We start from the raw sequence: 12,444 nt of genomic DNA on the forward strand, positions 1-12,444 counted from the left end.
AAAACTAAGGGCTTAGAAGAAGCTCAGTCAGCCGCGGTAGGACCACAAAAGCTGCAAAGAGGCTTGCCGGGGCCATCCGGTGCGGCGCAACGTTGTGACCGTGATGCAAGCGAGTGCGTTGCACGATGCTGCAACAGGTGAACACAAGCCTGCAACGTCAGAGGAAGGCTATGGAATACGCGCTGGTTGATGCTGCGAAGCTGGTCAAGGTCAACCGCTCAACCCTGTTCAGGGCCATTAAGGCCGGGCGACTATCGGCACGGCGCGACGATGATGGCACCTACAGAGTGGATGCCTCAGAACTCGCGCGGGCCTATGACCTGCAACATGTCTCGCACAAGCCTGATGGTGCGTTGCACAGTGCAGCACAAGGCGCGGATGCTCCTGCAACATCCACACAGGGCCAAGGCGCTAGTGCGGAACTCGCGCTTTTCCGCGTTCAGATGCTCGAAGAGCAGCTCACACGGGAGCGGGAAGAGCGGGAGCGGGAGCGCAGCCGTTGGGATCAGGAACGCGACACGATTCTGGAGCGCGAGCGCGATACAGTGGCCGACCTTCGCAAGCGTCTGGACCGGGCGGAGGAGAGGGTGCTGGCGCTCTCGGCTCCGCCGAGCCAGCCTCCCGTGCCGGCCACGGCCGTGGTCGAACCCGTCGCCCCTGCGCCGCTCGTGCCGCCCAAGCCGCCGGCCGGCTTCCTTGCGCGCCTGTTCGGCCGCGCCTGACCCCTTCGGCCTGGAGGCCGGGTCAAGGGGTCCCGCAGGCCCGGCCGTGGCCGGGCAGAGGACACCCCTTGACCCGGCCGGAGGGCCTTCACGCTTCTACCTGTCCCCTGCCATGCCCATGGCAGGGGACTGCCCAGCGGCGAGCGTCCTTCCTGCTGCTTACGAGCTGCTCGCCGCGGCCCGCTTGTCGGCCGAGTAGGTGCAGCCCGAGAGGAAGTGCTCGGTGGCCGGCGACCAGGTGCCTCCCGTGGCGCGGCAGGTGAAGGAAGCGTAGGCGGCGGCGCGCGGGACGAGGAGGGCCAGGACGACGACAAGCGCGAGGGGGATGCCCACCACTACGGCCCAGGGCTGGAAGCGCCAGCGACCCTGACGGGCCTCCTCGGCATCGAAGGCGCGCCAGCGCTCGCGCAGCAGCGCCTTGCCCCCGGTGAGCCCGTCCATGGTGTCCACGATCTTGTGCAGCTCGGGGACGAGGGTGTCGCGGACGGAGCGGGCGGTGGCCGCGGCCACACGGTCGGGGGAGGCGGCGGCCTGTGTCTGGGCTTGCGCCTTGGCCAAGCGGTCGAGCGCCTCGCCCTGCTTGTCGAGCCGGTCGGACACGCTGGCCACCAGCTTGGCGATCAGGTCGAGGGTTTCGGGCAGCTCGCGGTCGGGGATGGGCATGGGCGCCTCGGAACGTCAGGGGGGGAGGACAGCAGGGCGATGGGGCAGGGTCTTCCTACGGTGCGGCGGGCCGACGAGCGGAGGCCGTGGCCGCGCCCGTGCCTGAGTTAACCCCCTCCGCAGGACCATCCTCTGGCAGCGCGTCCCCCGGCTTCCAACCCACGAAGGCGCGGCGGTCCTGCTCCCGGGGCAGGTTCCTCACGAGCCGGTCGAGCATCGCCGCCGCGCTCGCATCCCGCCCCGCCAAGTCGACCAGCGCACCCCCGAGGATCACCTTGCGCCGGGTGTCGAGCTTCCTCTCCTGGGTGGCCGCCCGGTTCCTCAGCGCCTGGAGACGTGCCTTGGCCTGCGCATACCTCTTCTCCGCCCGTTCCAGCTCGGTCTCGGTCATGACGAACTCCCCTCAGATGACACTAGCCCGGACCCCAACTCTCCCCTAGGTTGATCCCTGAGACAACCCCGGAGGCGTCATGCCTGGGCCCGCCGAACAAGGTGAGAAGAGCGCACTTATGTGTCGGCTGCGCCGACACCGTGCGGTCTCCCGGGGTGGGGACCACCCCGCCGACAGCGACCCCGTCCGGCGCCCCGCGCCGGATCGGGAGGCGCGTCCCGCCCTCCCGCACCCTCCCCGGCCAACGGGCGCCGTTGGATCGCGCCGGCGCCCCGGACCTCGTTGGGCCGGGCCGCTGGGGGCGAGGCACCTGCCTCGCAGCGGGTGGCACCCGCACCCGCCGCCGGGCTGGCGCCCGGAGCGCCGCGGCAGCGCTCCTGCGCCTGCTCCCGCGCCGCTGGCCCACGGCCCCGCCCTCACCACGCGCGCCGTCGTGCGCCGGCGGAGGTGAGGCAGCCGTGGCGAGCTATCACCTCAGCGTGAAGACGGTGAAGCGCTCGGCGGGGCGCTCGGCCACGGCAGCCGCGGCCTACCGGCACGCGGCGCGCATCGTCTGCGAGCGCGAGGGCCGCGTGCACGACTACCGCGCCAAGAGCGGCGTGGAGGCGAGTCTCCTGATCCTGCCGGACCAAGCGCCCGCCTGGGCGGAGGACCGCCAGGCGCTCTGGAACGCGGCCGAGGCGCGCGAGGGACGGCGCGACAGCGTCGTGGCCCGGGAGTGGGAGCTGGCGCTACCGGCGGAGCTCGACGGCGAGGGCCGGCGCGTCCTCGTGACCCGCTTCGCGGCCGAGCTGGTGGGGCGCTACGGGGTGGCGGCGGACGTGGCCATCCACGCACCCCACCGGGAGGGCGACCAGCGGAACTGGCACGCCCACGTGCTCACCACCACGCGGGCGCTCGGTCCCGAGGGGCTCACCGACAAGACCAAGGTGCTCGACGCCAAGGCCACCGGGGGCCCTGAGATCGCCCACATGCGCGAGAGGTGGGCGAGCTTGCAGAACCACGCCTTGGAGCGGGCCGGGCACGAGAGCCGGGTGGACCATCGCTCCCTCGTCCACCAGCGCGAGGCGGCGCTCGCGCACGGGGACGAGCTGGCGGCCGAGCAGCTCGACCGGCCGGCCGAGGCGAAGCTCGGGCCGGCGGTCAGCGCCGTCGAGCGCCGGGAGAGCCGCGCGGCCGAGGCGGAGGGGCGGGCGTATGAGCCCGTCACCGAGCGCGGCGCCCAGGTGCACGAGGCCAGGGCGGCGAGGAGCCTCCTCGCGGAGCTGGCGCGGGTCCGGGAGGCCTTGCGCGAGGAGGTGCGCCAAAGAGCCGAGGCGGCGCGCGAGACCTATGCCCACGCCCGCGAGGAGGGCGCCGACCGCATCAGCGCCGGCCTTGCCGCGCTCCGAGCCGCGGCCCAGCGGCAGGGGATCGGGCACGAGCAGGGGCGCGAGCGCGAGGCGGCGAGGGACAGCATCAAGGAGCGGCTCGCGCGCTTGCGGGAGTCAGGCCCCGAGCGGGCGCATGGCGCGGACGCGGGCTCCATCGAGGAGCAGCTCGCACGCCTGCGGGGGCGAGGCGAGGGCCGGGGCACGGGCCAGGAGAGCACGGCGGAAGCGGCGAGGAAGTCCGAGCCGAGGCAGGAGCATGGCCTGAGTGACATGCGCGAGCGGCTGGAGCGCCTCCTAGAGCAGGAGAACCGGCGCACCCACGAGAGCATCCGCGAGCGGCTGGACGAGGCGCTGGGGAGAGCGAAGCCGGCGGCGCGAGAGGGGCCGGCGCACGAGCAAGAGCACGAGCGGGAAGCGCTCCGGCGCGGGCCCAGCCATGGGTGGGGGTTGTAGATCCCGCCGGCAGGCCCTCGCACAAAATCAGGATTTATGCACCATCTGCCCGAGGAGGTTGGCGCTGCCGGCTTGGCCCTAAGCTTCGCGTGCGACGACTGAACCGTAGCGGCTGACGCCTTGACAAGGACGCTGTCGCCGTCACTCTCTCCGCCATGGGGCCTGCGCCGCCCCACGAGGCGACAGCCGAAGCGCGCGTTTCCACCCACATGACCCAAGACGGGAGGGACGCACATGCCTGCGCCTGACGCCATCAATGGCGAGAGACTGTCCAAGCTCATCGGCACCCCACGGTGCCCTGTGATCCTCGATGTCCGCAGGGAAGCCCTGCGTGCCTCGGACCCACACCTCTTGCCTGGAGCCCGACGGCTGATCGAGGCGGACCTGTCCTCGACCGCCCTGGAGCGCCTCGCGGCCGAGCTCGCCGGCCAAGCGGTCGTGGTGGTCTGCGCCGAAGGGCATGGCCGCAGTCAGGGCACGGCGGCTTGGCTACGGCATCTGGGGCTCGCGGCCGAGTATCTCGAAGGCGGGCAGGCCGCCTGGAGCGCCGCAGGCCTGCCGCTGATCGACCCCGGCAAGCTCACCGCCCAGGACGACCAGGGCCGCAGCCTCTGGGTCACACGCTCGCGGCCCAAGATCGACCGCATCGCCTGCCCCTGGCTCATCCGCCGCTTCATCGACCCCCGGGCAGTGTTCCTCTACGTGGCCCCCTCCGAGGTTGCCTCGGTGGCCGAGCGCTGGGGCGCTATGCCTTACGACGTCGAGGGCGCCTTCTGGAGCCACCGAGGCGAGCTCTGCACCTTCGACACCTTGCTTAGCGAGTTCGGCCTCTCGTTGCCCGCCCTGGACCGGCTGGCCACCATCGTGCGGGGCGCGGACACGGATCGGCTCGACCTCGCGCCCGAGGCGGCGGGTCTGCTCGCGGCTTCGCTCGGGCTCTCGCGTATGTATACCAGCGACCTCGATCAGCTTGAGGCGGGCCTGGGGCTCTACGACGCCTTCTACCGCTGGGCGCGCGACGCCACCGGCGAGACCCACAACTGGCCCAGCGCCAAGGCGGGAGCGGCCCAATGACCGACATCAGGATCACCGACGAGGCAAGCGTGACTGTCAGTCCTGCCACCCCCGCCTCTCGAACAGGCTTCCCCTCGCTGGCCGAGGCCACTCGCACTTGGGCGCGCATCGCGCTTCTGTCCTTCGGCGGCCCCGCGGGCCAGATCGCGGTCATGCACCGCATCCTCGTGGAGGAGAAGCGCTGGCTCGGGGACGGGCGCTTCCTCCATGCGCTCAACTTCTGCATGCTCCTGCCGGGCCCCGAGGCGCAGCAGCTTGCGACCTACATCGGCTGGCTCATGCACCGCACCTGGGGCGGGGTGATCGCGGGGGTGCTGTTCGTGCTGCCCGGCGTCGTGTCGATCATGGCGCTGAGCATCGTCTATGCGCTCTACGGCGACGTCGGTGTTGTCGCGGGCATCTTCTTCGGCCTCAAGGCCGCGGTGCTGGCCATCGTGCTCCAGGCGGTGGTGCGGATCGGAAAGCGGGCGCTGAAGAACGACGTCATGGTCGCGCTGGCCGCGCTCTCGTTCGTGGCGATCTTCTTCTTCGGCGTGCCCTTCCCGGTCATCGTGCTCGCGGCAGCGCTGATCGGCTACGTTGGCGCGAAGGCCGGCATTGCGGCCTTCCAGGGCGGAGGCGGGCACGGCTCGGTCGGCAGGACCCATGTGGCCGATGCCGAGACCCTGCTGGGCGAGGAACTGGCCGATTTCCCGCCCGAGGCGCGGCGAGGAGCGATCCAGGCCGGGGTTACGGCCCTAGCGCTCTGGCTTCTCCCCGTCGCGGCCCTCCTGCTCCTGGCCGGGCCCGACAGCGTCTTCACCGACATCGCCGTGTTCTTCAGCCAGATGGCCGTCGTGACCTTCGGCGGGGCCTATGCCGTCCTAGCCTATGTGGCGCAGGAGGCGATGGGGACCTACGGCTGGCTCCAGCCCGGCGAGATGCTCGACGGCCTCGGCATGGCCGAGACGACTCCGGGGCCGCTCATCATGGTGCTCCAATTCGTGGGCTTCCTGGGGGCGTTCCGCGACGCCGGCGCCCTGTCGCCGCTCACCGCCGGGGTCCTGGGCGGGCTGCTCGCGACCTGGGTGACCTTTGCCCCGTGCTTCGCCTGGATCTTCCTGGGCGCCCCCTACATGGAAAGCCTCCGTTCTAATCGGGCCCTGTCCGCTGCTCTGTCCACGGTCACGGCGGCCGTCGTGGGCGTGATCCTCAACCTCGCGATCTGGTTCGCGCTGCACGTCGTCTTCGACGAGCTTCGTCCAGTGATCTTGGGTCCGGTCGGCTTCGACCTGCCAGTCTGGTCCTCGTTGAACATTCCGGCCGCGGTCCTGTCGGTCCTGGCCCTCGTGGCCGTGTTCCGGCTCAAGCTCGGGATGGCCACGGTGCTGGCGGGAGCCGCGGCCCTAGGGCTGTTGTTCCATTTGGCGGGCTTGGCCAGCGTTGCTTGATCGGTGGCACGGCGCTCCCGGGAGGGCCATCCTTGCGCCGAGCCAGGGCAGGCCTTCTACACGACCGACCGGCCGGGCCGCCGGGGCCAGTGCCGGTGCAACGCGTCGATGACGAGCGGATGGACGTGGGCGCGCCCGTGCTCGCGCAGGTGGGGGTGGTCGGGGGCCAGGTCCGGGTGCGCGTGAGGGATCGCGGCCGCGTCGCGGGCGGGCCAAGCGGCAAGAGCAGCGAGGAGGCCCACGAGCCCCAGCGCGGTGAGGCCGGCGAAGGCCGCGCCGAGGCCCAGCCCTGCGCCCACCCAGCCCGCGAGCGGGTAGGCCAGGAGCCAAGCTGCGTGCGAGAGCGCGAACTGCGCGGCATAAAGGGCGGGACGGTCCGCGGGCTGCGCCGAGCGCACCAGGAGCCGGCCGATGGGGGTCTGGGTGAGCGCAAAGCCGAAGCCCACGGCGGCCCAGAGCGCCATGAGCGCGGGCAGGCTCCCCGCCCCGGCCGCGAGCGCCACGCCGCCCACCATCAGCGCCCCGCCCCCGAGCATCACCATGCGCTCGGGCGCGTCCCCTGGCGCGCGGTCGAGAAGCCAGGGGGTGAGCAGTGCGGCCAGCATGGAGCCGCCCCCAAAGGCGCCGAGCGCGAGGGCCAGCTGCGCCTCGCCCAAGGCCAGGCGGTCGCGCACCAGCACTACCGTGTTGACGAGCACCATGGAGCCCGCGGCCGCCACCGCCAACTCCAGCGCCAATGAGCCCCGAAGGCGCGGCGTGCGCCACATGACGCGCAGGCCCTTGGTGGCCGCCCGCCAGGTTCCCTCCTCCTCGGGTGGCGCGGCGCGGGCCGGAAGCCGCACCGTCAGGACGAGGAGCGCGGACGCGAGGAACCCCGCCACCGTGCCGCCGAAGAGCGCGGGGAAGCTCACCACGGTCAGGAGCGCGGCGGCGAGGAGCGGCGAGAGCAGCGTCTCGAAGTCGGAGGCGAGCTGCGAGAGCGACAGCGCCCGCGTGTAGTCCTCCTCGTCCGGGAGCACGTCGGGGATGGTGGCCTGGAACGCGGGCGTGAAGGCCGCCGAGGCTGCCTGGAGCAGCAGGACCAAGACGTAGACCTGCCAGACGGCAGACACGAAGGGCAGGAACAGCACCACGGCCGCGCGCAGGAGGTCGAGCCCGACTAGGAGCGCGCGTGGGCTCGCATGGCGCGCGAGCGCGGCGGCCAGGGGGGCGAGGGTGACATAGGCCACCATCTTGATGGCGAGCGCGGTGCCCAGCACCGCGCCCGCGTCCTCGCCGGCGAGGTCGTAGGCGAGGAGCCCCAGGGCCACGGTGGCGAGCCCGGTGCCGACGAGCGCCACCACCTGGGCTGCGAAGAGGTGCCGGTAGGTGCGGTGGCGCAGGACTCCGAGCATCAGAGATGCCGGGTGAGGGCCTTCAGCTCCTCAAGGTCGGCAGGCCCCGAAGCGAGGCAGTGGTCGATGTGGTCGTGGATCAGCTCGCGCTTGGCGGAGGCGATGGCGCGCTCGACGGCGTGGAGCTGCGCGGCGAGGTCGAGGCAGGGCCGGCCGGCCTCCATCATGGCGATGGTGGCCTTCAGGTGGCCCTCGGCCCGGCGGAGGCGCGCCAGGAGGCGGGGGTGGCTCGCGTGAAGGGTGGCGTCGGTCATGGGGGCCATGATATCCCCCCGGGGAGGATGGGCAAGGGCGCCGGACGAGCGCCCGCCCGCGAGGGCAGGTCGAGACGGGATGTACAGGTTCCAGGCAATCGGAGGCTGGCCGGGGCGCGCGCTGAGCGCACTCCTCGCGCTGGCGCTCCTCCTCGCGCCGGCCGTGATCGCGGCCACGCACGGGCCCGGCGCGGCGCTGGAGGCCGCCGCAACGCTGGCCCAGGACCTCGCCCACGGGCACTCGCACGACACGGGCGAGCCCGGCAGCCATGACGGGACGGACCACGAGCATCCCATGCAGGCGATCCTGACCGGCGGAGCCCTCCAGGCCGTCGCACGCCGGCGCCCGAGTTCGCGCCCCGAGCCGCGGCTCGGCCAGAGCCGGGCGCGGGAGGGCCCGCGACGGCCGCCCCGGGCAGCCTGAGGCGCGTCGCGGCCCCGATCGGGCCGCATCCCCCTCAGGCTTCACCCACCCGGAAGGACCATCCCATGACTACCCACGCCCCGCCTTGGGGCCTAGGACGCGCGCAGGCCGGGCGCCTCGCGCTGCCGCTTCTGCTTCTGCTTCTGCTTCTCGCCTTTGCGTTCCTCGCGACCGAGGCCTTGGCCCACAACGTCACGCTGGGCGACAAGGGCTACATCGAGGAGGTCACGGGGCCGAAGCCCCTGGCCTTCCTGTATCTCGGCGCCAAGCACATGGTGACGGGCTACGACCACATCCTGTTCCTGGCGGGCGTGATCTTCTTCCTCCACGGGATGAAGCAGATCGGCACCTATGTGAGCCTCTTCGCCATCGGCCACTCGACCACCATGCTCGCGGGCGTGTGGTTCGGCTTCGGCATCAACCCTTACGTCATCGACGCCATCATCGGGTTCTCGGTGGTCTACAAGGCGCTCGACAACCTGGGCGCCTTCCCCGCGTGGTTCGGCGTGCAGCCCGACCCCAAGGCGGCCACGCTGATCTTCGGCTTCCTGCACGGCTTCGGCCTGGCCTCGAAGATCCTCGATTACGGCATCGCGCCGGACGGGCTCCTCGTGAACCTCATCAGCTTCAACATCGGCGTGGAGGTGGGCCAGCTCCTCGCGCTGGCGGGCATCCTGATGTTCATGCGCCACTGGCGGGCCTCCCCCGCCTTCGCTCGGCAGGCCTACACGGCCAACGTCGTCATGATGTCCGTGGGCTTCGTGCTCATGGGCATCCAGCTCTCCGGCCTGGCTTTCGCGTGAGGGAGACCGCCATGACCCAGACTAACCCCGCCCGCCCCGCCCTGCGCGCCGAGCCGCGCCCGGGCGCGCCCTTTGCCGCCCGGCCGGACGCCGTCCCGCCCAGTCCCGCGCAGCCCGGCCCCGTGCCGCGCGCCGCGGCCCCCGCCACGGGGATCGCCGGCACCCCTTCGAGCCTCCTGCGCTCCACTCTCAAGGCCGGCGGCGTGGCCGCGGCGATCCTCGTCCTCGTCTACCTGCCCGCCGAATACGGCGTGGACCCCACGGGCCTCGGCTCCGTCCTGGGCCTGACCGAGATGGGCGAGATCAAGCAGCAGCTTCGCGCCGAGGCGGAAGCCGACGCGGCGCTGGCTGCCTCGCCCGTGCCCTCGGTGCTGCCGCGCGAGGTGCTGGGCCGGCTCGACCGCATCGAGGCCGAGGTCGCCGCCATCGCGGCGGCGGTGGGAGCGCAGGCGCCGTTGCCGGGAGATGCCGCTGGCACCGATGCGTCAACGGCGCCAGAGGCCGAGCCGGCTGAGGCGGCCGCACCGGCCGAGGTGGCCGAGGCGCCTGTCGTCTCGGCGACGACGGAGCCCGCGCCGGCCCCGGAGGCCGCCGAGCCGGCGTGGCGCGACAGCTACGAGGTGACGCTCGCGCCCGGCGAGGGCATCGAGGTCAAGCTCGCCATGGAGGAGGGCCAGACCGCCACCTTCGCTTGGTCCGCGAACGGCGGCGTCGTCAACCACGACACCCACGGCGACGGGGGTGGGCAGAACGTCACCTACGAGGAGGGCCGCGCCGTGCCCGCCCAGGAGGGCACGCTCACCGCCGCCTTCACCGGCAACCACGGCTGGTTCTGGAGGAACCGCACGGAGGCGCCGGTGACGCTCACCTTGCAGACCGGCGGGGAGTACCTGGAGATGCGGAGGCCGTAGCTCTGGCCACGACGGGGGCGGGCGCCTGGCTCGTCCGCCCCCGCAGGTCTTGGCAGCGGTGCGCCATTTGTGAGTTTCGATCCGGTCGCTGGACCCAAGCGCCGCAAGGGCTTAGATTGCGCGCAAGTCCGGTGCGAAAGGAAGCCCCATGACGCAGCTCCTCGACCGTGCCATCGCCATCGCCCGCCAGCTCCCGCCTGAGGCGCAGGACGAGATCGCGCGTGAGCTGCTCCTCTTCGCCGGCGAGGACGTGGGACCGGTGCCGCTCACGGCCGAAGAGGAAGCGTGGCTCGCGCCGTCGCTCGCCCAGGCCGCCCGAGGCGAGTTCGCCTCCGACGAGGAGGTCGCAGCGCTCCTCGCCAAGCACGGGGCCAAGCACGGGGCGTGAGGGTCCGCTTCACGCCCCAGGCGCTGGCGGAGCTCGACGGGGTCCTGAGCTACGTTGCGGCCAGATCGCCCCAAGGCGCGCAGCGCGTCGGCGACCGAGTGCGCGCGGCGCTGGACGCCATGGCCGAGCAGCCGGGCATAGGCGCGCGCACCACCAACCCCCGGCTGCGCCGGCTGGTGCTGCGGCCCTATCCTTACCTCCTCTTCTACGAGGTCAGAGAGGCGGAGGTGGTCGTCATCGGCCTGCGCCACGCCGCCCGCGATCCCGGGACTATGCCAGGAGCCGGCCTCGGGGAGGCATCGTGATCCGGGGCTACGCGCGGGTGAGCACGGACGGTCAGACGCTCAGGCCGCAGGTGGAAAGCCTCAAGGCGGCCGGAGCGGAGACGGTCTACCGCGAGACCGTCTCCGGGGCGAAGCGCGACCGGGCGCAGCTTGCCAAGCTCTTGCGCGAGGTGGAGCCCGGCGACGTGGTGCTGGTGACGCGGCTCGACCGGCTGGCGCGCTCCACGCGGGATCTCCTCAACGTGCTGGGGGCCTTGGCCGAGAAGGGCGCCATGTTCCGCTCGCTTGCCGACCCTTGGGCCGACACCACGACCCCGCACGGCCGGCTCATGCTGACGGTGCTGGCGGGGCTTGCCGAGTTCGAGCGCGAGTTGATCCGGGCGAGGACCGGCGAGGGACGCGCCCGGGCCAAGAGGGAGGGCCGCAAGATGGGCCGGCCCCACAAGCTCACGCCGCACCAGCAGCGCGAGGCCAGGGAGCGGCGGGACGCGGGCGAGAGCCTCAGCAGCATCGCGCGCAGCTTCAACGTCCACCACGCGACGATAGGGCGGCTCTGCGGAGGCTGAGGGGGTGGCCAAGGAAGGACGCTCGCCGCTGGGCAGTCCCTTCCGATGCCAGGAGCCTCGGAAGGGACGGGCTTGGGCGTGGGCCGCTGCGGTCCCCTCAAGGCCTGTCCTCGGCGCTCGCGCGCCTGCGGGAGGCCTTGACCGGCCCTCCGCGTGGGATCGGAGGTCGCGCATAGGGCGAAAGCCGTTGCGGGCCAGCGGCGCGTCCGGCACGATGAGGGGAAGCGCCGGCAGGGGAGACTCCCCCAGCACAGCGCGACACCAGGGGAGCGACCACCCAGAAACACCAAGACCCGCCGGGGGCGGGCCTGGATATCCGGCGAGGCCGGGAAACTGATTGATTGGCGTCTTCAGCTTCCCATGCCTCCCCGACCTTTCGCAAGAGCTTTTCTTGCCACGGAGAGGCTATGCCTGCGCACGACTTGGTGCGCCGGCCACGGCTCCCCGTGTCGGCCCCGCCCTCGACGGCTCCCCGCGAGCTGAGAGGGACGACAGATGATGAAGCAGATCGGGGCCTTGCTCGGAGCAAGCCCAGGGGCGCCCGGCCGTGGCCGGCGCGCGAGCGATCCCGTGCGCCGCGGCTCGCGCCTAGCCGGGACGTGCGAGGGCGCGTGGTGGCGCCCCACCCCGCGGGCCGAGGTGAGGCGCGTGCTGCTCGCGGCCAAGCGCTACGAGCTGGCCGGGCGGCAGGCCGGGAGGAGGCGCGGCCCCCTTGGGCACGTGGCGCTGGAGGTGCTGGAGTTGCTCGCCAACTTGGTGAGCCATCGGAGCGGACGGCTGGAGCCCTCGTATGCCTACCTCATGCGGACGCTCCGGCGGTCCAAGGACGCGGTGCACCAGGCGCTGGTCGCGCTGAGGGAGCACGGCTTCCTCGACTGGCTCAGGCGGCACGAGAAAGTGGAGGTGCTGGAGGACGCGCCGGGCCCGCGCGTGCGCCAGGTGAGCAACGCCTACCGGCTGAGCCTGCCTGCCCGTGCGGCGCAGCTCCTCGGACACTGGCTGTCCTCGTCCCCGCCGCTGCCCGACGACATGGCGCAGGAGCGCGAGGACCGGGCCGCCTGGCTCAGGGAGCACAAGGCCGCCCTGCCCCTCTCCGAGCTGTCGCTCGTCGAGGTCGAGGACGACCGGCTGGCGCGGGTGCTGGGGGAGCTGGGGCGGGCCGTCGAGGCGCGGGCCCGTGTTGCCCGGGGACAGAGCCGTGGGGACGAGGCTTGCTCCTAATCAGAGCGCGAGTCCGTCAGGCAGGGAGAAACCAAAACTAAGGGCTTAGAAGAAGCTCAGTCAGCCGCGGTAGGACCACAAAAGCTGCAAAGA

General features: G+C 72.2%; 15 protein-coding genes. 11 read left to right on the forward strand and 4 right to left on the reverse strand.

Annotation, left to right across the window (positions count from 1 at the left end):
• Positions 1–170: 170 nt before the first annotated feature.
• Positions 171–722: a hypothetical protein gene (locus FHG71_RS21720; RefSeq protein ID WP_139083789.1), complete on the forward strand. Its 552-nt coding sequence runs from the start codon at positions 171–173 to the stop codon at positions 720–722.
• Positions 723–881: 159 nt separating this feature from the next.
• On the opposite strand, the gene FHG71_RS21725 is transcribed toward FHG71_RS21720, so the two are convergent.
• Together FHG71_RS21725 and FHG71_RS21730 are read right to left on the reverse strand one after the other, a co-directional pair.
• Positions 882–1,385, reverse strand: coding sequence for a hypothetical protein (locus FHG71_RS21725; protein ID WP_139083790.1), 504 nt, complete (start codon positions 1,383–1,385; stop codon positions 882–884).
• 55 nt (positions 1,386–1,440) lie between these two features.
• Positions 1,441–1,776, reverse strand: coding sequence for a mobilization protein (locus FHG71_RS21730; RefSeq protein WP_246045568.1), 336 nt, complete (start codon positions 1,774–1,776; stop codon positions 1,441–1,443).
• A gap of 458 nt (positions 1,777–2,234) precedes the next feature.
• Here FHG71_RS21730 and mobQ point away from each other — a divergent pair, with 458 nt between their 5' ends.
• The 3 genes from mobQ to chrA all read left to right on the forward strand — a co-directional run bounded on the left by mobQ (position 2,235) and on the right by chrA (position 6,106).
• Entirely contained in the window at positions 2,235–3,602 is a 1,368-nt protein-coding gene (mobQ, locus tag FHG71_RS21735; protein WP_139083791.1) for a MobQ family relaxase, read from the forward strand.
• A 234-nt stretch (positions 3,603–3,836) separates the two neighbouring features.
• Positions 3,837–4,676 carry a chromate resistance protein ChrB domain-containing protein gene (locus FHG71_RS21740; protein ID WP_139083792.1) on the forward strand — a complete coding sequence of 280 codons (840 nt, stop codon included), beginning with the start codon at positions 3,837–3,839 and terminating at the stop codon, positions 4,674–4,676.
• Complete coding sequence (gene chrA / locus FHG71_RS21745) at positions 4,673–6,106, forward strand: chromate efflux transporter (RefSeq protein WP_139083793.1); 1,434 nt, start codon at positions 4,673–4,675, stop codon at positions 6,104–6,106. Before FHG71_RS21740 ends, chrA begins: the two co-directional genes overlap by 4 nt.
• 56 nt (positions 6,107–6,162) lie before the next feature.
• On the opposite strand, the gene FHG71_RS21750 is transcribed toward chrA, so the two are convergent.
• Complete coding sequence (locus FHG71_RS21750; protein WP_139083794.1) at positions 6,163–7,500, reverse strand: MFS transporter; 1,338 nt, start codon at positions 7,498–7,500, stop codon at positions 6,163–6,165.
• The gene (locus FHG71_RS21755; protein WP_139083795.1) at positions 7,500–7,754 is read right to left on the reverse strand and encodes a metal-sensing transcriptional repressor; all 255 of its coding nucleotides are present in this window, start codon (positions 7,752–7,754) and stop codon (positions 7,500–7,502) included. The genes FHG71_RS21750 and FHG71_RS21755 overlap by 1 nt, the downstream gene beginning before the upstream one ends.
• A gap of 79 nt (positions 7,755–7,833) precedes the next feature.
• On the opposite strand from FHG71_RS21755, the gene FHG71_RS21760 reads away from it, so the two are divergent.
• The 7 genes from FHG71_RS21760 to FHG71_RS21790 all read left to right on the forward strand — a co-directional run bounded on the left by FHG71_RS21760 (position 7,834) and on the right by FHG71_RS21790 (position 12,351).
• Positions 7,834–8,178, forward strand: a complete 345-nt coding sequence (locus FHG71_RS21760; protein WP_139083796.1) for a hypothetical protein — start codon at positions 7,834–7,836, stop codon at positions 8,176–8,178.
• A 65-nt stretch (positions 8,179–8,243) separates the two neighbouring features.
• Entirely contained in the window at positions 8,244–8,981 is a 738-nt protein-coding gene (locus FHG71_RS21765; RefSeq protein ID WP_139083797.1) for a HupE/UreJ family protein, read from the forward strand.
• 11 nt (positions 8,982–8,992) lie between these two features.
• Complete coding sequence (locus tag FHG71_RS21770) at positions 8,993–9,892, forward strand: hypothetical protein (protein ID WP_246045569.1); 900 nt, start codon at positions 8,993–8,995, stop codon at positions 9,890–9,892.
• A gap of 148 nt (positions 9,893–10,040) precedes the next feature.
• Positions 10,041–10,280, forward strand: coding sequence for a hypothetical protein (locus FHG71_RS21775; RefSeq protein ID WP_139083798.1), 240 nt, complete (start codon positions 10,041–10,043; stop codon positions 10,278–10,280).
• On the forward strand, positions 10,277–10,585 hold the full coding sequence (locus FHG71_RS21780; RefSeq protein WP_139083799.1) for a type II toxin-antitoxin system RelE/ParE family toxin: 309 nt from the start codon (positions 10,277–10,279) through the stop codon (positions 10,583–10,585). The genes FHG71_RS21775 and FHG71_RS21780 overlap by 4 nt, the downstream gene beginning before the upstream one ends.
• Positions 10,582–11,130, forward strand: a complete 549-nt coding sequence (locus FHG71_RS21785; RefSeq protein ID WP_139083800.1) for a recombinase family protein — start codon at positions 10,582–10,584, stop codon at positions 11,128–11,130. The genes FHG71_RS21780 and FHG71_RS21785 overlap by 4 nt, the downstream gene beginning before the upstream one ends.
• A 648-nt stretch (positions 11,131–11,778) precedes the next feature.
• A complete protein-coding gene (locus FHG71_RS21790) occupies positions 11,779–12,351 on the forward strand; it encodes a helix-turn-helix domain-containing protein (RefSeq protein WP_218014206.1) in 573 nt (190 codons plus the stop codon).
• The last annotated feature ends 93 nt before the right edge of the window (positions 12,352–12,444 follow it).

The organism is Rubellimicrobium roseum (genome assembly GCF_006152145.1).
Taxonomy (GTDB): domain Bacteria; phylum Pseudomonadota; class Alphaproteobacteria; order Rhodobacterales; family Rhodobacteraceae; genus Rubellimicrobium; species Rubellimicrobium roseum.

Excerpts from the sequence above, each read along its gene's own strand:
- FHG71_RS21725 (WP_139083790.1), bottom strand. The coding sequence starts at position 1,385 with ATGCCCATCCCCGACCGCGAGCTGCCCGAAACCCTCGACCTGATCGCC.
- FHG71_RS21755 (WP_139083795.1), bottom strand. The coding sequence starts at position 7,754 with ATGACCGACGCCACCCTTCACGCGAGCCACCCCCGCCTCCTGGCGCGC.
- FHG71_RS21765 (WP_139083797.1), top strand. The coding sequence starts at position 8,244 with ATGACTACCCACGCCCCGCCTTGGGGCCTAGGACGCGCGCAGGCCGGG.
- FHG71_RS21770 (WP_246045569.1), top strand. The coding sequence starts at position 8,993 with ATGACCCAGACTAACCCCGCCCGCCCCGCCCTGCGCGCCGAGCCGCGC.
- FHG71_RS21740 (WP_139083792.1), top strand. The coding sequence starts at position 3,837 with ATGCCTGCGCCTGACGCCATCAATGGCGAGAGACTGTCCAAGCTCATC.
- FHG71_RS21750 (WP_139083794.1), bottom strand. The coding sequence starts at position 7,500 with ATGCTCGGAGTCCTGCGCCACCGCACCTACCGGCACCTCTTCGCAGCC.
- FHG71_RS21730 (WP_246045568.1), bottom strand. The coding sequence starts at position 1,776 with ATGACCGAGACCGAGCTGGAACGGGCGGAGAAGAGGTATGCGCAGGCC.
- FHG71_RS21720 (WP_139083789.1), top strand. The coding sequence starts at position 171 with ATGGAATACGCGCTGGTTGATGCTGCGAAGCTGGTCAAGGTCAACCGC.
- FHG71_RS21775 (WP_139083798.1), top strand. The coding sequence starts at position 10,041 with ATGACGCAGCTCCTCGACCGTGCCATCGCCATCGCCCGCCAGCTCCCG.
- FHG71_RS21760 (WP_139083796.1), top strand. The coding sequence starts at position 7,834 with ATGTACAGGTTCCAGGCAATCGGAGGCTGGCCGGGGCGCGCGCTGAGC.
- chrA (WP_139083793.1), top strand. The coding sequence starts at position 4,673 with ATGACCGACATCAGGATCACCGACGAGGCAAGCGTGACTGTCAGTCCT.